Annotated in this window: 15 protein-coding genes; 8 read left to right on the top strand and 7 right to left on the bottom strand. The window is 65.6% G+C overall.

What is annotated here, in order from left to right:
- Nucleotides 1-88: 88 nt before the first annotated feature.
- Nucleotides 89-1873: an SLC13 family permease gene (locus MJ956_RS14045; RefSeq protein ID WP_253965067.1), complete on the top strand. Its 1785-nt coding sequence runs from the start codon at nt 89-91 to the stop codon at nt 1871-1873.
- Here MJ956_RS14045 and ppdK read toward each other — a convergent pair.
- From ppdK to MJ956_RS14020, 5 genes are all read right to left on the bottom strand, one after another.
- Nucleotides 1861-4533 carry a pyruvate, phosphate dikinase gene (ppdK, locus tag MJ956_RS14040; RefSeq protein WP_253965066.1) on the bottom strand — a complete coding sequence of 891 codons (2673 nt, stop codon included), beginning with the start codon at nt 4531-4533 and terminating at the stop codon, nt 1861-1863. The genes MJ956_RS14045 and ppdK overlap by 13 nt on opposite strands.
- Before the next feature lie 174 nt (nt 4534-4707).
- Nucleotides 4708-5469, bottom strand: coding sequence for a DsbA family protein (locus MJ956_RS14035; protein ID WP_253965065.1), 762 nt, complete (start codon nt 5467-5469; stop codon nt 4708-4710).
- A 111-nt stretch (nt 5470-5580) separates the two neighbouring features.
- The gene (locus MJ956_RS14030; protein ID WP_253965064.1) at nt 5581-6078 is read right to left on the bottom strand and encodes a DUF721 domain-containing protein; all 498 of its coding nucleotides are present in this window, start codon (nt 6076-6078) and stop codon (nt 5581-5583) included.
- Nucleotides 6075-7307, bottom strand: a complete 1233-nt coding sequence (locus MJ956_RS14025; RefSeq protein ID WP_253965063.1) for an O-antigen ligase family protein — start codon at nt 7305-7307, stop codon at nt 6075-6077. The genes MJ956_RS14030 and MJ956_RS14025 overlap by 4 nt, the downstream gene beginning before the upstream one ends.
- Nucleotides 7304-8053, bottom strand: a complete 750-nt coding sequence (locus MJ956_RS14020) for a glycosyltransferase family 25 protein (protein ID WP_253965062.1) — start codon at nt 8051-8053, stop codon at nt 7304-7306. Before MJ956_RS14020 ends, MJ956_RS14025 begins: the two co-directional genes overlap by 4 nt.
- A gap of 87 nt (nt 8054-8140) precedes the next feature.
- On the opposite strand from MJ956_RS14020, the gene mutY reads away from it, so the two are divergent.
- Together mutY and MJ956_RS14010 are read left to right on the top strand one after the other, a co-directional pair.
- Nucleotides 8141-9283, top strand: a complete 1143-nt coding sequence (gene mutY, locus MJ956_RS14015; RefSeq protein ID WP_253965061.1) for an A/G-specific adenine glycosylase — start codon at nt 8141-8143, stop codon at nt 9281-9283.
- Nucleotides 9280-9912 carry an HAD family hydrolase gene (locus MJ956_RS14010; RefSeq protein ID WP_253965060.1) on the top strand — a complete coding sequence of 211 codons (633 nt, stop codon included), beginning with the start codon at nt 9280-9282 and terminating at the stop codon, nt 9910-9912. Before mutY ends, MJ956_RS14010 begins: the two co-directional genes overlap by 4 nt.
- 6 nt (nt 9913-9918) lie before the next feature.
- On the opposite strand, the gene MJ956_RS14005 is transcribed toward MJ956_RS14010, so the two are convergent.
- A complete protein-coding gene (locus MJ956_RS14005; protein WP_279327041.1) occupies nt 9919-11052 on the bottom strand; it encodes a site-specific DNA-methyltransferase in 1134 nt (377 codons plus the stop codon).
- Nucleotides 11053-11243: 191 nt separating this feature from the next.
- On the opposite strand from MJ956_RS14005, the gene MJ956_RS14000 reads away from it, so the two are divergent.
- Nucleotides 11244-11930 carry an HAD family hydrolase gene (locus tag MJ956_RS14000; protein WP_253965059.1) on the top strand — a complete coding sequence of 229 codons (687 nt, stop codon included), beginning with the start codon at nt 11244-11246 and terminating at the stop codon, nt 11928-11930.
- 10 nt (nt 11931-11940) lie between these two features.
- On the opposite strand, the gene MJ956_RS13995 is transcribed toward MJ956_RS14000, so the two are convergent.
- Nucleotides 11941-12474, bottom strand: a complete 534-nt coding sequence (locus MJ956_RS13995) for a hypothetical protein (RefSeq protein ID WP_253965058.1) — start codon at nt 12472-12474, stop codon at nt 11941-11943.
- Between the two features lie 147 nt (nt 12475-12621).
- On the opposite strand from MJ956_RS13995, the gene thrC reads away from it, so the two are divergent.
- The 4 genes from thrC to MJ956_RS13975 are packed head-to-tail and all read left to right on the top strand — an operon-like array spanning nt 12622 to nt 18917.
- Nucleotides 12622-14031: a threonine synthase gene (gene thrC / locus MJ956_RS13990; protein WP_253965111.1), complete on the top strand. Its 1410-nt coding sequence runs from the start codon at nt 12622-12624 to the stop codon at nt 14029-14031.
- Nucleotides 14028-15338, top strand: coding sequence for a M16 family metallopeptidase (locus MJ956_RS13985; protein WP_253965057.1), 1311 nt, complete (start codon nt 14028-14030; stop codon nt 15336-15338). The genes thrC and MJ956_RS13985 overlap by 4 nt, the downstream gene beginning before the upstream one ends.
- A gap of 8 nt (nt 15339-15346) precedes the next feature.
- Nucleotides 15347-15970 carry a GNAT family N-acetyltransferase gene (locus tag MJ956_RS13980; RefSeq protein ID WP_253965056.1) on the top strand — a complete coding sequence of 208 codons (624 nt, stop codon included), beginning with the start codon at nt 15347-15349 and terminating at the stop codon, nt 15968-15970.
- A 49-nt stretch (nt 15971-16019) separates the two neighbouring features.
- Nucleotides 16020-18917 carry an EAL domain-containing protein gene (locus MJ956_RS13975; protein WP_253965055.1) on the top strand — a complete coding sequence of 966 codons (2898 nt, stop codon included), beginning with the start codon at nt 16020-16022 and terminating at the stop codon, nt 18915-18917.
- Nucleotides 18918-18940: the final 23 nt, after the last annotated feature.

The raw sequence follows: 18940 nt of genomic DNA, 5'->3' as shown, positions 1-18940 counted from the left end.
TTATCTGGCGCGATAGGCGCGGCGGGCTTGTCAAACCTCGCGCTCGTCGCAGTTCTGATTTCTGCCGGGACCTCGCCGACGGAATTTCATGAACGCCTTCCTCACGGACTATTCCTCCTACATTGCACTGGCAGTGATAGGCGTCGTTTTCGTGGCCTTCGCGCTCGAACTCTATCCGCCGGAGGTGACCGCGGTCGGTGGCGCCGTGAGCTTCCTGGTGCTCGGCTATCTGGACGCGGACGAGTTCGCCTCGGTGTTTTCCAATCCCGCGCCGATCACCATCGCCGCGATGTTCGTGCTGTCGGGCGCCTTGGTGCGAACCGGCACGCTGGAGGGGGCGGCCGGCTGGCTTGTCGCCACCGTCGAGCGACATCCGCTCATGACCCTTGCCGTTACGGGTCTCGGCGTGATGGTCGCCTCCGCCTTCATGAACAATACGCCGGTGGTGATCGTGTTCATCCCGATCATGATGGAGGTCGCCAAGAAACTAGGCGTCGCATCGACGCGGCTGCTGATCCCACTTTCGTTCCTGACCATTCTCGGCGGCACCCTGTCGCTGATCGGCACGTCGACCAATCTTCTGGTGGACGGTGTCGCGCGCGGCCAGGGGATGGAGCGGTTTTCTATCTTCGAGATCACCCCGATCGGTATCGTCGCGTCGATTACCGGGATTATCTACCTCCTGATCGTCGGACGGTTCCTGTTGCCCGACCGCAGTTCGGCCGAGGACGTCCTGGGAGACGACACAAGCAATCTTTATCTCAGCGAGATCGTCGTACGAGACGGGGCGAGTTCGATCGGCAAACAAATGAAGGACGCCGCCTCGTTTTCGGCCAGGGGCGTTCGTCCGATCGCCATCCTGCGCGGTCCGGAAACGCTTCGCCGCGACATCGGCGAGGCGGAGATACGCAAGGGTGATCGCATCGTGCTGTTCGCGACGGCCGAAGAACTCTTGACGCTTCATGCGAGCCCGAATTTCCGCATTGCCCGGGTCGCGCCCACGGTGACCAAGGATGAGGAGCGGGTCGTCGTCGAAGCAACCGTCGCGCCGCATCGGCGCGGCATCGGCCGCCGCATCTCCGAACTGACCGGCATCTCGGGGTCCGGCGTCGCGGTTCTCGGCGTCCAGCGCCATCGACACGTGCCAGGACCGACCCTCCTCGACACCAAATTGCGGCCAGCCGACCGACTGCTGCTCGAAGGACGCCCGGAAGCGCTGGCCCGCATCGCCGAGGCCAACGACCTGATCGGTGTCGGCGTCAGCGAAGCCAGGCCGTTCCGCCGGCGCAAGGCACCCTTGGCTATCGGCGCGCTTATCGCCGTCGTCGGGGTCGCCGCCTACGGGCTTGCGAGCATCCAGATGCTGGCCTTCATCGCCATCGCCGCCCTGCTCCTGGTGCGGGTGATCGACGCCGACGAGGCCTGGCGCTCGATCCGCGGTGACATCCTCATCCTGATTTTCGCCATGCTGGCGATCGGTCTCGGAATGCAGAATGCGGGCGCCGTCGACCTCCTGGTCGGCATGATCGAGCCGCTCCTGCGCGATGCCTCGCCCTTCATCGTCCTGCTCAGCATCTATGCGATCTCGTCGGTGCTGACCGAGATCGTCACCAACAACGCGGTCGCGGTGGTGGTAACGCCGATCGCGATCAGCCTGGCCGCGGCGCTCGGACTCGATCCGAGGGCGGCCGTCGTCGCCGTGATGTTCGGCGCCTCCGCCTCCTTCGCCACACCGATCGGATACCAGACCAACACGCTGGTCTATACCGCCGGCAACTACCGGTTCTTCGACTTCGTCAAGATCGGCGCGCCGATGAACATCGTGGTCGGCATCACGACCTGTATCGCGATCTACTTCTACTACGGTTCCTGACGCCGGCCACGGCCCCGGAGCGAGCGCCCCGCGCGGATCGCCGACTGAGCCGCCGCAAGCCGGGCGATCGGTACGCGGAACGGCGAACAGGATACGTAATCGAGCCCGGTCTGCTCGAAAAATGCGATCGACGCGGGGTCGCCGCCCTGCTCGCCGCATACGCCGAGCGAGATGTCCGGGCGCGTGCGCCGCGCCTTCTCGACAGCGAGACCGATGAGCTCGCCAACGCCTTCGACATCGACCGTCTGGAACGGATCGCGCTCGATGATCCCCTGGCGCACATAGGTCGAGAGGAAATTGCCGGCGTCGTCGCGCGATATGCCGTAGACGGTCTGGGTCAGGTCGTTGGTGCCGAAGGAGAAGAATTCGGCGACCTCCGCGATCGTATCGGCGCGCACGATGGCCCGCGGCAACTCGATCATCGTGCCGACGAGATAGTTGATGCTGCAGCCGCGCTCAGCCATGACGAGTTCGGCAACGCGGTCGACCCGTTCCTTCACGAAGTCGAGCTCCTTGCGCAGGCTGATCAGAGGAACCATGATTTCCGGAACGACCGCGTCGCCGGTCTTCTCGCCGGCCTCAACGGCAGCTTCCAGGATCGCGCGCGCCTGTGTCTCGACGATCTCGGGATAGGAGATCGCCAGGCGGCAACCGCGATGGCCGAGCATCGGGTTGAATTCCTCAAGCGCGGCGATCCGGTGCTTCACGACGGCCTCGTCGACGCCGAGCATCGCCGCCGTCTCGGTGATCTCCGCATCGCTCTTGGGCAGAAACTCGTGCAGCGGCGGATCGAGCAGGCGGATGGTTACCGGCAATCCCGCCATGATCTCGAACAGCTCGATAAAATCGGAGCGCTGGATCGGAAGAAGCTTTTCGAGCGCTGTCCGCCGCCCGGCCTCGTCCGACGACAGGATCATCTCGCGCATCGCGCGGACGCGATCGCCCTCGAAGAACATATGCTCGGTCCGGCACAAGCCGATGCCCTCGGCGCCGAACGAGCGGGCAGAGCGGGCCTCGATCGGCGTATCGGCATTGGCCCGCACCCGCATGCGCCGCGCCCGATCGGCGAACTCCATAAGCGTCGCGAAATCGCCGGTAAGCGAGGGCCGGACCAGAGGCACCGCTCCCTCGATCACATCGCCGATGGAGCCATCGATGGTGATCCGGTCGCCTTCCTTAAGCACCCGGCCAGCGGCATGGAGCGTCTTTCGCTCGGCGTTGATGCGCAGCGACCCGACGCCTGTCACACACGGTTTGCCGATGCCCCGGGCGACCACCGCCGCATGACTGGTCGTTCCGCCACGAATGGTCAGGACGCCATCGGCGACGTGCATGCCGTGGATGTCTTCCGGGTAGGTTTCGTTTCGCACCAGGATCACCGGGCGATTTTCGTTGGCCAGCGCCTGAGCCCGCTCGGAGGTGAACACGATCTCGCCCGTCGCCGCGCCCGGCGAGGCCGGCATGCCGCGTCCAAGCACGACGAAATCGGCCGAGCGCTCGATGGTCGGGTGAAGCAATTGATCCAGCGACGCCGGGTCGATACGCAGAATCGCTTCCGATTCCTCGATCAGCCCCTCCTTGACGAGTTCGACCGCGACGCGGATCGCCTCCGGCGCGGTCCGCCGGGCGATCCGCGACTGCATCAGGAACAATTCGCCGTCCCCGACCATGAAATCGACTTCCACCGCATCGCCGGCATGGGCTTCGATGCGGCGAACGTGGCGGGTCAGCTCGCTCAAGTCGGCCGGAAACTCGCGACATGCGCCGGTCGCCAGTTCCGCCATGTCGAGGACCGGCGGTTTCTCGCCGATGGCGCTGGAGCCGCGGGCGCCGAATCCGAATTCTCCCGACAGCCGCGATTGCCCGCTGCGCAGGTCGCGCGAGACCGCGCGTCCGGTCCCGGAGTGATAATTGCGCTCGTTGAAGATCATCGCGTGCACGGTAACGGCCAGACCGGCATTTTCGGGAATGCCCTGGATCAGTCGGTGCGCCACAGCGAGCGGATTGCGCCAGCTTGCATAGCTCGCGGTGATGACGCTGAAGAGTTGCTCAAGCGGGGTTTGCGGCAGCACGGCACCCATCTCGCTGTCCAGGTGGTCCTGGTAACGCGCGACGAGCGCCCGCCAATCGACGGGCGTTTCCGGCTCGACGATCCAGCCCGCGCGCTCGCGTTCCTCGTCCGCGATCTCCTCGAACTGGGACGGATCGGCGTCGAAGACGAGCGCGGCGTAGCTTTCGATGAAGCGGCGGTAGCTGCGATAGGCGAAGGCGGGGTCGCTGAGCTCGCTGGCCAGACCCTCGACGGTCCGGTCGTTGAGACCGATGTCGAGGACCGTCTCGGCCACGCCCGGCATCTGCACCCGGGCGCTGCTGCGCACAGCCAGAAGCAAGGGTCGTCGATCGCCGTCGAAGCGGCGGCCGGTGACGCTTTCGAGCCACTCGATCGCCGCCCTCAGTTCAGCCCGCAACGCCTGCGGTAAACCGCCCTCGGCCCCTTGCGCCTCGCGCCAGACCGAGGTCGCGATGGTGAAGCCTGGAGGGACGGGCACATCGAGAGAAGCCAGCAGCGCCAGGTTGGCGCCCTTCAGCCCCAGCGCTTCGGCGGCGTCGGCCGTGCGATCGGCCGCTCCGCGCCTGAAGGTGAATATCCGTTTGGACATTGAATGCCGCCGACCGTCTCCCCGGTGAGTCGGGCCTTCCGCCGGAAACCCCGCCCACCTCTAGAAGAAACTCGCCGACGCGCCAATTGCTGCAATGCAGAAACCCGACTCGGTCGATCGGCGGATACCGGCTCCATTGAGAACAGGTATCCGCAATGCGATGGATCGCGGCTGTTACAGATGCGACTCGATCACCGCCGCCATCTCCTCCGGCCCAAGCGCGCCGGAATATTTGTCGCCATTGACGAAAAAGGTGGGCGTGGCGTTCACGCCGAACTCGTTCTGGCCGCGCTCCTGGGTTTCAACGACCTTCTGCCGCAATTCCTTGTCGTTGAGACACGCGGTGAAGTCATCCTGGCTCATCCCGGCCAGCTTGGCGAATTTGAGCAGTGCCGCGGAGGCGTTTTCCGCCCGGGCCCATTCGTCCTGCTGCTTCATCAAAACGTCGACCATCGCGGTGCGTTTGGCGTCATCGCCGGTGCACCGCGCCAGCATGGCGGCCGCCAGCGCGCGCGGATCGAACGGGAATTCGCGAAGAATCAGCTTGGCCTTGCCGGTATCGATGAAATCCTTCTTGATCTGCGGGTAGGAATTCACATGAAAAGCCGCGCAATATCCGCAGGTCATCGACGCATATTCGACGATGGTGACCGGCGCCTCTGGGTCGCCGACGACGATATCCGGCAGAGGCCCTTCGGCCATCAGGTCGTCGACGTCGACGGAGCCCAAGGACGGCGGCGCCTCGACAGCCGACGCCGGGGGAGTGGCAGGGGCGGTCTCGGCCTGCGCGATCCGGATTTCCTTGGCCGGCTCGGCGGAGGCGCCGGCGGCATGAGCCAGGCCTCCGGTGCCCGCCACAAGCCCGGCACTGGCGAGAAGCGCGGCGATCTTGAAAGCCAGCGGGCGGCGGGATGCGGTGGAAAACATGCTCGTCATCGATCGGAACCTTTGAGAATAGGGTGGCGTCAGTCTTTGCGATCTATGGAAGATTTGCGGTTTTTCCAATGAACTCTTCATGAACGGGCAACGTGGCGTCGCAAAGACCCATCATCCATCATTGCGCCGTATTGTCGTCTCGGCAAAGGCCCGCAAGGCGTCCCGAAGCTTCGGATCCTCGATGCGCGCGACCATGTCGTCGATGCGGCTGTAATCGCCGGGGCCGAGTTCGCGCAGCTTGGGCCTGCGGTTCGGACGCGCCTGCCGGACGGCTTTTTGCACGATCTTGATGCGCTCGACGGCCGCGAAACCGAAAAACGCGTTCACCCGGGCGATCAATTCGCTGGTCTGATGCTGTAGACGCAGGGCCGCGGCCGCCTCGCAGGCGACCACGAGCGTCGCCGGTTCGAAGGCGTCGGCATCGGGTCGCCGGGCCGGCCAGACCAGCTTTTCCGGTCGCGTCATGTCCTGCAAGCGAGGGCCGGCGATCTCGGACCAGGCGGTGACGAGGCCGCTCGTCATGCCCGCCTTGCGCCTCAGGATCGGATCCATCAGGCCGCCGATGAGATCGGCGAGCGGAACCGGCGAGGGCGCCCGGGGCCGTCTCACCCTCCGGCTCCTGCATGGCTGCTCCCATACCGCGCCCGGAACGCGTCCCGGCGGATCGCGACAAGGATGAGGGTCATGAAGGAAAAGATCGACAGGATCATCCACTCGTTCAGGAGGACACCGTGGAACGATCCGAAGGTGACGACCAGAAAGACGAAGGCATAGGAGGTCTCCGGCACGAGATGGCCGGGCGAACATCGCGTGACGCGGACGAGGAAGACCGCGAAGATCGACATGAGCAGCGCCAGCCCGACGAGACCGTTGGACGCCGCCTCGTCGACGAACAGGTTGTGCAAATGCGTGAAGGAGGCGACGAAGGCCGCGTCCGCAGCCGAGACCGCCGCGGCGACCGCATCCATTCGCTCCATTCCACCGACGCCCACGATCGGATTTTCGGAGATGACCTGGATAGCTCCTGTCCACATGACCATGCGGATGTCCATCGATCCGATCCCGACGCCCAACGCCTTCATCTGCTCCAGTTCGATCATAGCCGCGCTGATGCGCTGGTTGACAACCGAAGCAACGGGGACCGCCGCCACGATCACCACTGCGGCGGTCAAAAGCGCCAGCGAACGCCGGAACGGAATTTTCCGCCAATGTCGTATCAACGCCAGTCCGTCGAGCAGCGCGACCAAAAGGTACACGAACCACGCCGCGCGGGTGCCCGATAAAAGGACTGGCACGAAGGAAAGATAGAACCAGAGCCGGCTGTTGGGAAGAAGCGTGGCTGGACGTCGAGCGTTCAGCCGGGCGGCAAGACCGGCCGTCGCGCTCAGAAACGCGAGGATCGCGGCGTTGCCGCCGAGATCGAACCGGCCGGTGATCATCGGGTCGAAGGGAAGCAGTGCCAAGACCCCCAGGATGGCCGCGCGCGAGCCGAGGATCAGCGCGTCCAACGGTTCCCGAACCAGGCTGATCGACAGAGGCAGAAAGGCGAAGCCGAGCATGATGAGACTGTAGGAGAACATGCGGTTGCCGGCCACGGGTTCGTTCCGGAACACCATCAGCCCGATCGACCAGCTCGCATAGGCGACGATCGCCGCGCAGAAGGCCGTGTCCGCATAGCGCCAGGTCCGATGCCGGGCAAACGCCAGGTTCGCCCCGATCAGGCCGAAGAACAGAAACGTCCCCTTGGCGATGGGATTGCCGATCGCCAGCAAGGCGATCGCCAGGGCCAGGAGCGGCGCATCGAAGGACCGTCGCGCCAGTAGCCATCGCTTGATCATCGAACGCGCCGCGTCACAAGGCCGGAACGCGCCCGTCTCAGCGCTTCCGCGGTCCGAAAGAGCAAGGTGGTCAAACGCCGCCACGGCGCCAGCCGCATCGCCGCGTATTTCTTGCGTCCGCCGATCAAGCTCCGCTCGGTAAGCGGATTGCCGGCAACCAAATCCGGTTTGACGTGGCGAACCCTGACGCCGAGCGCCCAGCCGCGTTCCAGCGCCACATCATAGGGAAGCCGCATCGGAACGAGCCGCTGCCGCAGCGCCTTCGCGCCCTGCCGATTGACCAGATAGGCGGCCGAGCTGCCGGTCGGGCCGAACAGCGACGTCCCCAGCCGGCAACCGCCCCCGATCGAACGATGGGCGCGGAACGCCGGCAGGCGATGGTGCATCAGTTTAACCACGTCCCAATCATCCACGGCGACGATCCGTTCGAGCGCCGGCAGGAGCGCGGGCGTCAGCCGCACATCGTCCTCGAGAATCACCGCGATGTCGGCTTCGCTCGCCAGGAAGGCGTCGAAGACATCGATATGGCTTTGATAGCAGCCATATTCGCCGTCCATCGGAATCTTGCCGTGGAGCCGGCGGAACCCCGGCTCGTCGAGGATGTCGCGCGCCTCCGGCGCCACGGTCTTCCCATCGACCGCCTTCACCCGTATCAGGTCGATGCCGATCGCGGCGGCGTCGGCACCGATCGCCGCAAGGCGTTCCGGAGACCGATCCAGATTGATGACGTAGTAATTGATCTTCAAGACAACTCTTTCGCGGACGGGCCGCCGGTCCCTCGTTTCGGGTGTCGATTGCGCGAACATCAGGCAAAGTCAAGGCAAGCTCAGTCGATGCTCCAGCCCGAACAGCAACCCCTCTCGGCCGCTCCCGTCCCTTCGGTGGCCGGGCCGCTTCTATTCTGGTACGACCGTCACGCCCGCGCATTGCCGTGGCGCGTTTCGCCGGAGAGCCGGACGGCGGGAACTCCGCCGGAGCCCTACCGCATCTGGCTATCCGAGGTCATGCTGCAGCAAACCACGGTCGCCACGGTAAAATCCTATTTCGCCCGCTTCGTCGATCGCTGGCCGACGGTCGGGGCCGTCGCCGCCGCCCCGGAAACGGATATACTCGGCGAATGGGCAGGCCTTGGCTATTACGCACGCGCCCGCAATCTTCACGCCTGCGCCAAGACCGTCACTGACGACTTCGATGGCTGTTTTCCGCGGACCGCCGCCGAACTCAGAGCGCTGCCCGGCATCGGCGAGTACACGTCCGCCGCGATCGCGGCGATCGCCTTCGACGAGCCGGTAGCCGTGGTCGACGGCAATGTCGAACGGGTCGTCACGCGACTGTTCGCGATCGAGGCGCCGCTACCGGGGGCGAGGAAAACGATCCGCGCCCACGTCGCGGCGCTGACGCCGGATTCGCGCCCCGGTGATTTCGCGCAGGCCATGATGGATCTCGGCGCCACCGTCTGCACGCCGACGGGCCCCGCCTGCATCCTTTGCCCCCTCCGCGTCCATTGCCGGGCGGCGACCCAAGGTCGCGCGGCGCAATTTCCGGTTAAAAAGCCCAAGGCGGCCCCGCCGGAGCGCAAGGGCGCGGCCTTCGTCGCGGTGCGGCCGGCGGACGGCGCGATCTGGCTGCGCCGACGCGCCCGGAGCGGCATGCTCGGCGGCATGAGCGAACCGCCGACGACGGAATGGAGTGCGCGCGCCGATGGAGCAACCGGCGCCGAGGCCGCGCCCTTCGCGGCGAATTGGCGATACCAGGGCGCCGTCACGCACGGCTTCACGCATTTCCGGCTGGAACTGGAAGTCTACCGGGCCGAACTGACGCAGGAGCCGCCCATTGCCGGATGGTGGTCAAACGAGGCCGCGCGGGGCGGCGAGGCGCTGCCGACCCTGATGCGCAAAGTGCTCGACCGTGCGCTTGCCGATCCGGCCGAACCGCGACAATCACCAAAGGCGCAACCACGAAAGAGGGCCGGATGACCGTCGCGCACGTCGTTTTCGACATCGGCAAGGTGCTGATCCATTACGATCCCCACATTCCGTTTCGCCAGATCATTCCCGACGACGACCGCCGGGCGTTCTTCCTCGGCGAAGTCTGCTCGCACGAGTGGAACCTGGAACAGGATCGCGGCCGGCCATGGCCGGAGGCGGAAGCCGAAGCGATCGCACGTCATCCCGAGTGGGCGGAAGAGATCCGCGCCTTCCGCCGCGACTGGCGTCAAATGGTGCCGCATGCCTATGAGGGCAGCGTTGCAATCCTGCGCGGCCTTATCGCGGACGGCGTCGACGTGACGCTGCTGACCAATTTCGCCTCGGACACGTTCCGCGAGGCGCAAGAGAAATTCCCATTCCTGACGGAAACAAGGGGGGTTACCGTCTCCGGCGATATCGCGCTGATCAAGCCGGACCGCGCGATCTACGACCACCACGCGGCGCGCTTCGACCTCGACCCGGTGAGAACGGTCTTCATCGACGACAGCGCGCCGAATGTAGACGGCGCCCGCCAGGCCGGCTGGCAGGCGATCCATTTCACGGATGGCGAGCTGCTCTGCCAGGAACTCGCCACCCTCGGCCTGCCGGTCCCTTCGAGGTCGGCCCCGGCGGGCTAATTGGCCTCATGCGCTGACGGCGCCAAGCGCGTCGCGGATGCGCTGTCGCAACGCGTCGATCGGGGTCAGCGATTCGCCCGAACGCACATGCCAGAACGTCCAGCCATTGCAGGCGTCGAGGCCTTGAACCTTCGCCCCGATCCGGTGGATCGACGCGGCGTCCTCGCCGATGGCGATGGTTCCGTCGGCGCGAACCCGCGCCGTCCAGCGACCTTTCGCGTCGGTGAGTTCCGCGCCTGGCGAGACCAGTCCGGCCTCGAGAAGGCTGGCAAACGGAATTCGCGGCTCCGCCCGTTTGCCCGCCGCCATTTTCAGCGCCGAAGCGTCGAGCGGTTCAACCGCCGCGATTCGCGCCTCGGCCGCTTGGATGTAAGCGTCCTCGCGCTCGATGCCGACGAAATGACGCCCCAGCCGCTTGGCGACGGCGCCCGTGGTGCCAGTGCCGAAAAACGGATCGAGGACGACATCGCCGGGCTTCGTCGAGGCGAGAATGACCCGCGCCAGCAGCGCCTCTGGCTTTTGCGTCGGATGGGCCTTGCGGCCCGCCTCGTCCTTCAGCCGCTCCGCTCCCGAGCAGATCGGAAACAGCCAGTCGGAGCGCATCTGCACGTCGTCGTTGGACGCCTTCAGGGCGTCATAGTTGAAGGTGTAGCCCTTCGCGTCGGCGTCACGGGACGCCCAGATCATCGTCTCGTGGGCATTCTGGAAGCGCCGGCCGCGGAAATTCGGCATCGGGTTGGTCTTGCGCCACACCACGTCGTTGAGCATCCAGTAGCCGAGATCCTGCATCGAGGCGCCGACGCGGAAGATGTTGTGGTAGGAGCCGATCACCCAGATCGTGCCGTTCGGCTTCAGCACCCGGCGCGCGGCGAGCAGCCAGGCCCGGGTGAAGGCGTCATAGGCCTGAAAACTCTCGAACTGATCCCAGGCATCGTCGACCGCGTCGACCTTCGACTGGTCGGGGCGGTGCAGGTCGCCGCCCAATTGCAGATTGTAGGGCGGATCGGCGAAGATGACGTCGATCGAGTCCGCCGGCAGCGCCTCCATGCGGGCGACACAGTGCCCCTGGTGGATTCGATCGAGCCAGTCGGGCTGCTCGACCCGCACAGTCGCCAGGGACGCGGAACGCTTGCTTATCATCTTCACCACCGGTTACGCAGAAACATCAAACCGCGCTCATGGTTACCGAACGGCGTAAACAATCGATGAAACCCGGACTTTGTCGTTTCGGCGGCCCGTGGTAACGGAGCCGGCGCTTGCCGGTCGGCGGCCCCGCTAGGGCTTTCCCGAATCGGGCGCGTGACCCAACCTTCGATATGCCGGAGCCTTTCATGCCCGAACCATTGTTGGTGATCTTCGACTGCGACGGCGTGCTGGTCGATTCGGAGATTATCGCCGCCGCGGTTCAGGCCGAAATGCTGACCGAACACGGCATCGAGGTCGATGCCGCGGAATTCGCCACACGCTATGCCGGACTCACCTGGCCGCTGGTCATGGAACGGCTGACCGCCGAGACCGGCACGCGTTTTCCGGAGGATTTTTCCGCCCGTATCGATGCCGAGATCGACCGCAGGCTCGGCAGCGACGTCGAGGAGATCGCCGGGGCCCGGACCGCGCTCGATCTCATCGCCCTGCCCCGCTGCATCTGTTCGAACTCGTCATCGCAGCGGCTGGAACTGGAGCTGGAGCATGTCGGCCTCTGGGACTATTTCCATCCACACATCTTCAGCGCGCCGGAAGTGGGAACCCGGAAGGTCAAGCCGGCGCCGGACGTCTTTCTGCATGCCTGCGAGGCGTTTGGGGTGTCGCCGCGCGCCGCGATCGTCATCGAGGATTCCGTCCATGGCGTCGCGGCGGCAAGCACCGCCGGCTGCCGCGTGGTCGGTTTCACCGGCGGACGCCACACCCATCTCGGCCATGCCGAATCCCTGAGCGAATCCGGCGCGGAGACGGTGATCAGCCGGCTGGCGGACTTTCCCGCGGTCGTCACCGCCTTTGCGAGATGGCAAGACGCCTGACCGCGGCGCGTTATCCCGCCGGACCCTCGTCGTAGCCGGCATAGATGATCACGCTTCGCGCCGATGCCGGGTCGATCGCGATGGCCTCGTCGACATAGATGAACGTCTGCGCGCCCGCGTTTCGCGTGACCGGCACACTGGTCTGACCGAGCCGGGAATAGATCACGTCCTCGCCATTGAGGATCGCGATCCGGATCGGCAGCGACACGGTCCGGTTCGTCGCCGCCGGTCCTGGCGTCACCCTTCCGGCGATGCCGATCTTCATGCGCAATTTTCGGTCGACGATCCGGCAGTCGCGGGTGGTGTCGGCCACGGAGGCCACAAAGTCGATGTCGTCGCCGACCGTCTTGGTGAGGATGGCGGTGCCCTCGCGCAGGCTCACATTCGGACAATACGGCGCCTCGGTTCCCTGCGCGGCGGCTACGGACGCAGGCGGTGCCGCGCTACTCGCGAGATCGGCGCCGGAATTCGTCGGGGAGCAAGCCGCAAGCAGCGCCAGCGCGCCGCCGAATACCAGACCCCTCGCAGCGATCACCATATGCATCAGTCGGTTCTTCCCTTATTGTGGCCTGCCGTTCTATATCAGCCCCTGGACGGATAGGCGACTGATCGGAGCCTTGCGAAACGGATGGCCGACAGACCGGTCGGCCCGGTCTCGGACGCCCCCGATCCGAAGCGAAGTGGAGACGATGTGCAATATGTGAGTTCGCGGGGCGAGGCGCCGGTGCTCGGCTTCGCCGACACCTTGCTGGCGGGTCTCGCGAGCGATGGTGGACTCTATGTGCCGGAGACCTGGCCGGTCCTTTCGGCCGACACCATTCGCGGTTTCGCCGGGCGGCCCTATGCCGAGGTGGCCTTCGACATCCTCAGCCCCTTCGTTGGCGACGATATCGCCGCCGCGGATCTGAAGCAGATGGTGGAGGACGCCTACGCGACCTTCCCGCATCCGGCGGTCGCCCCCCTCGTCCAGATCGGCCCCTCGCACTTCCTGCTGGAGCTGTTCCATGGTCCAACGCTGGCGTTCAAGGACGTCGCCATGCAGCTCATCGCGCGCCTGATGGACCATGTCCTCGGCCAACGCGAGCAGCGCGCGACCATCGTTGGCGCGACCTCGGGGGACACCGGAGGAGCCGCGATCGCCGCCTTCGCCGCGAGCCGGCGGACCGACATCTTCATCCTGTTTCCACATGGCCGCGTATCGCCAGTCCAGCAGCGCCAGATGACAACCTCGGGGGCCGACAACGTCCACGCCGTCGCCGTCGACGGAACGTTCGACGACTGCCAGGCCTTGGTCAAGGCGATGTTCAATGACCGCCGGTTTCGCGAGAGGGTCGCGCTTTCGGGGGTCAACTCGATCAACTGGGGCCGGATCATGGCCCAGATCGTCTATTATTTCACCGCGGCGGCCAGCCTCGGCGCGCCGGACCGGACGGTCTCCTTCACGGTTCCGACCGGCAATTTCGGCGATATCTTCGCCGGCTACGGCGCCAAGCGCATGGGCCTGCCGGTCGAGCGGCTGGTGATCGCCACCAATGAAAACGACATCCTGGTTCGCACGCTCGATCGCGGACGCTACGAGACCACCGGCGTCCATGCCACCATGTCGCCATCGATGGACATCCAGGTCTCGTCCAATTTCGAACGTCTGATCTTCGAGGCGAGCGGACGTGACGGCGAGCTGGTGCGGCGGCTGATGCAGCAGCTCGGCCAGTCGGGCAGCTTCACGCTTCCCGAAGCGGTCCTGGCGGCGATTGGCGCTGAATTCGACGCCGGGACGACCGACGAACCGGCGACGGCCGGAACGATCAAGCGGATGCTGGCGACGACCGCCTATCTTCTCGATCCGCACACGGCCGTCGGCGTCGCAGTCGCGGAAAGCCGCCTCGGCCGCGAGCCGATGATCACCCTCGGCACCGCCCACCCGGCCAAATTCCCGGCCGCGATCGAAAAGGCCACCGGGATCTCGCCGGCGCTTCCGCCGAGCCACGCCGACCTCATGCAAAAGCGTGAGGCACTGGACCGCTTGCCGAACGAGATCGGCGCGGTCCAGGACTATATTCGCGCGCGATCGCGCGCCGTCAGTCAGGGAGCCGAAGCATGAGCGTCGACATCACGAAGCTCTCGAACGGCCTGACCATCGCCACCGAGACCATGCCGCATCTGGAAAGCGCCTGCCTCGGCATCTGGGTGAAGGCCGGCGCCCGCGACGAGGCCCCCGAGGAGCACGGCATCGCCCATTTGCTCGAGCACATGGCCTTCAAGGGCACGAATCGCCGCAACGCCCGCCAGATCGCAGAGGAAATCGAGGACGTCGGCGGCGAAATCAACGCGGCCACCAGTTCCGAGACGACTTCCTACTACGCGCGTGTCCTGAAAAACGACGTGCCGCTGGCGCTCGACATTCTGACCGACATCCTGATCGACTCACGCTTCGACGAACAGGAGCTCGAACGCGAGCAACAGGTGATCCTGCAGGAAATCGGCGCGGCCGAGGACACGCCGGACGACATCGTTTTCGATCATTTTCAGGAAGCGGCCTATCGCGGGCAGATCGTCGGCCGGCCGATCCTCGGCACGCGGCAGACGGTCAAATCGTTCAACCCGGGTAATCTGCGGAGCTATCTCGCCCGGCACTATTCGCCCGACCGGATGATCGTTTCGGCGGCGGGCGCCGTCTCCCACCAGGCGATCGTGGACCAGGTGCAGGCGGCGTTCGGACCGGGCGCGGCGTCACCGCTGCCGCTGCGCGCGGAACCGCGGACGCCGGCCGCCTACACCGGCGGCGAATTTCGCCAGGAACGCGACCTGATGGACGCGCAGATGGTGCTCGGCTTCGAGGGACGTCCCTACTATGCACGCGATTTCTACGCCTCGCAGGTTCTTTCGCTGATTCTCGGCGGCGGGATGTCGTCGCGGCTGTTTCAGGAAGTACGCGAGCGGCGCGGCCTTTGCTACGCCATCTACGCCTTTCATTGGAGCTTTTCCGATTCCGGAATTTTCGGCGTTCATGCGGCGACGGGCGAAGAGGAACTTGCCGAACTCGCGCCCGTGATCGTCGACGAACTTGTCAAGGCGGCGGCCGGGATCACCGACGTGGAAGTGACCCGCGCCCGCGCGCAGATGCGATCGAGCCTGTTGATGTCGCAGGAGAGTCCCGCCTCCCGCGCCGCGCAGATCGCCCGCCAGCTTCTGTTCAACGGCGCGACGATTACCAATGAAGAGTTGATCGGACGTCTCGACGCGATCACGGCGCCGCGCCTGTCCGACCTCGCCGAGCGGTTGTTCATGGGCCAGACCCCGACGCTCGCCGCCATCGGCCCGGTATCGCGCCTGCCGGGCACCACCGACATCGTCGCCCGCCTCGATAGCGGGGCGGGATACGAGGCCAGGGCCGCCGCAGGTCACTGACGCGGACAATGAGCATTCTCGACCATCTGACTGGACCGCAGATTCCGAGCCTGGAAGGCGATGGCGTATTGCTGCGCATGCCCCGGCGCGGCGACTACGCGGCCTGGCGAGCGCTGAGAGGCGACAGTCGCGAGTTCCTCAAGCCGTGGGAGCCGCTATGGACGGCGGATGAATTGTCGTGGGAGGCCTATCGGCTGCGCATCCGCCGCTACAATCAGGACGCGCGCGAAAACACCAGCTTCTCCTTCTTTCTGTTCGATGCGGAAGGCCGAACGCTGTATGGCGGCACCACCATCGGCCAGATCCGGCGGGGGGTCGCCCAGTCCGGCACGCTGGGCTACTGGATGGGCGAGCGCTATGCCGGCTCGGGGCTGATGCCACGGGCGGTCGATCTGATGAAGCTGTTCGCCTTCGACGTGCAGGGGCTGCATCGCATCGAGGCGGCATGCCTGCCGTCCAACACCCGATCGATAAGGTTGTTGGAAAAATGCGGTTTCACACGCGAGGGTCATCTGCGAAACTATCTGAAAATCGCCGGGCGGTGGGAGGACCACTATCTTTACTCGCTGCTCGCCGAAGAATGGTCGCGATCCAGGTCCAGGGAACGGCTCTGTGGCCTCCCCGCGGAATGATCGTGGCATGGCTGTGACGCAGAGACGCAAGAAGGCTTCGCGAACGGCTATGCGATCCATATTCCCGTCCGGGAAACTGATTCTCGCGCTGATCGCGCTCGTCCTGGCGTCTTTTCTCACCGCCGTGCCGTCGCGCGCGTTGGAGCCCGTCAGCATCTCGCGGGACGACACGGCCATCGACCTGAGACCGGCGGTCGACATCCATCGCGGCCAGGGGCGCAGCTTCCAGGTCGCCACCGTTCCCGGCGCCGACGGAATCGTGCGCCGGATCGAGATCGAGGCGAATTCGCCCGACGCCTCCGGCAATTGGGCGGTCTTCGCGCTGGCCAACAACACCGACGAGCAGATCGACCGCCTCGTGGTCGCGCCGCATTTCCGCCTCGTCGGATCAGGCATCGTCTGGCCGGATCTCGGCTCGCAGCGCATCGCCTCGATCACGCCATCCCAGGGCTTCGCGCTGGAACGCCAACCCAGCTCGGATGCGGATGTCTTTCTGGTGACCCTCGATCCGGGCGCGATCGTCACCTTCGTCGCCGAGCTGACGGCGCCCAACCTTCCGGATATCCGGCTCTGGGAGCCGAACGCCTACAAGGACACGATCAACGCCTTCACCCTGTACCGCGGCATTGTCCTCGGTATTTCAGGCCTGCTCGCGGTGTTTCTGACCATCCTCTTCGTGGTCAAGGGCTCGGCGATGTTTCCCGCGACGGCCGCGCTCGCCTGGGCCGTGCTCGCCTATATCTGCATCGACTTCGATTTCTGGCAGAAACTCGTGCCGATCCTGCCGGGCCAGGAGCGAATGTGGCGCGCCGGGACGGAGGTCGCCCTCGCCTTCACGCTGGTCGTCTTTCTCTACGCCTACCTCAACCTCAACCGATGGCACGGCCTGTTGTCGATCTTCACCGTCCTGTGGCTCGCCGCGCTTGGAACGCTGGGGGCCGTGGCCGCCTTCGATCCGGTGATCGCTTCGGGAATCGCCCGCCTCTCGCTCGCCGCGACGGCGGTCGTCGGGCTTGGTCTCATCGCGACGTTCGCCGCCCAAGGCTTCGACCGGGCCATCATGCTGATTCCCACCTGGTGCCTTATTCTGCTGTGGCTCGTCGCCGCATGGATGACGACAACCGGCCGCATCGACAACGACATCATCCAGCCGGCGCTCGGCGGCGGCCTCGTGCTGATCGTTCTTCTCATCGGCTTCACGGTGATGCAGCACGCCTTCGCCGGCGGCGGTTTCGCGCAGGGACTTTTGTCGGACATGGAACGGCGCTCCCTGGCGCTGGCGGGCAGCGGGGACGCGATCTTCGATTGGGACGTCAGCCGCGACCGCATCTTCGCCGGGGCCGACGGCGACGCTCTCGCCGGCATGCCGGTCGCGTCGATGAATGGTCCGGCGCGGGACTGGCTGCCGATTCTGCACCCCGACGACCGCGATCGCTTCAGGCTGACGCTGGATACCATCCTGGAACACCGGCGCGGGCGCATTTCGCAGGAATTCCGACTGCGCGACGAGGACGGGCACTATCACTGGATGGCGCTGCGCGCGCGGCCGGTGCTCGGCAGCGACGGCGAGGTCGCGCGCTGCGTCGGGACACTGAAAGACGTGACCGAACGCAAGAAGGCCGAGGAGCGGCTGCTGCACGACGCGCTGCACGACCAGTTGACCGGCCTGCCGAACCGCGAGCTGTTCATGGACCGGCTGGATGCCATCGGCGTCCTCGCGGCAACCCGCCCCGACGTCCATCCAACGGTCTTCGTGATCGATCTCGACCGCTTCAAGCAGGTCAACGACGATTTCGGCATCGCCACCGGCGATACCATCCTGCTCACCCTGGGGCGCCGGCTGAAGCGCCTGTTGAAGCCCGAGGATTCGCTCGCCCGCCTCGGCAGCGACCAGTTCGGGCTGATCCTGTTGTCGCAGACCGAGGTCGGGGCCGTCGCGGCTTTCGCCGAGAGGCTGCGCGACGGCATCAAGGCGCCGATCGCCTTCGCCAACCGGGAGATCGTGCTGACCGGCGCGATCGGTCTGACCGGCTGGACGGAATCGTCCAGCCCGGAGGAGGTGCTCAAGGAGGCGGAGCTCGCCATGTACGAGGCGAAGCGGGGCGGCGGCGACCGTATCGAGCCGTTCCGACCCTCCTACCGGAGCGCCGGCTATGGCCGCCTGCAGGTGGAATCGGACCTGCGCCGCGCCTTCGAACGCAATGAGCTGTCGCTGGCGTTCCAACCGATCATCCGGCTCGACGGCGAGGAAACCGCCGGCTTCGAGGCGCTGCTGCGGTGGGAGCACCCGCGGCGCGGCGCGATCTCGCCAACCGAGTTCGTGCCGATCGCCGAGAGCACCGGCCTTATCGTCCAGCTCGGCCAGTTCGCCCTCGAGGAAGCCGCCCGGCGGCTGAGCGACTGGCACCGGATGACGGGAAACCAGAAGCTGTTCATGTCGGTGAACATCTCCAGCCGGCAGTTGATCCGTCAGGATCTGATCGCCGACGTCAGAACGGTTCTGGAGCGTTACCGCCTGCCGCCCGGGAGCCTCAAGCTGGAGCTCACCGAGTCGATCGTGATGGACAATCCGGAGCGCTCGGCGCAACTGCTGACACGGCTGCGCAGCCTCGGCGTCGGGCTTTCGCTGGACGATTTCGGCACTGGCTACTCCTCCCTCGCCTATCTGATGGGCTTTCCCTTCGACACGCTGAAGATCGACCAGTCGTTCCTGAAGAACAACAGCCAGCCGCAACGCCCGATCATCCTGCACTCGATCGTCACCATGGCCCACGATCTCGGCCTGCAGGTGGTCGCGGAAGGCGTCGAGACCGACGCCGACGTCGTCCTGCTGCGTCAGCTGAATTGCGAATACGCCCAGAGCTTCATGTTCTCGCAGCCGATGACGGCGGAGCAGGCGCGCAAGGCGCTGCATGATCACATGGCTGGATTGAAACGGGCCAGCTGACGCCCCGGGGTATCAGCGCGGGA

The organism is Aurantimonas marianensis (genome assembly GCF_024195285.1).
GTDB classification, from domain to species: domain Bacteria; phylum Pseudomonadota; class Alphaproteobacteria; order Rhizobiales; family Rhizobiaceae; genus Aurantimonas; species Aurantimonas marianensis.
This window is presented reverse-complemented; position numbering and strand designations above follow the sequence as displayed.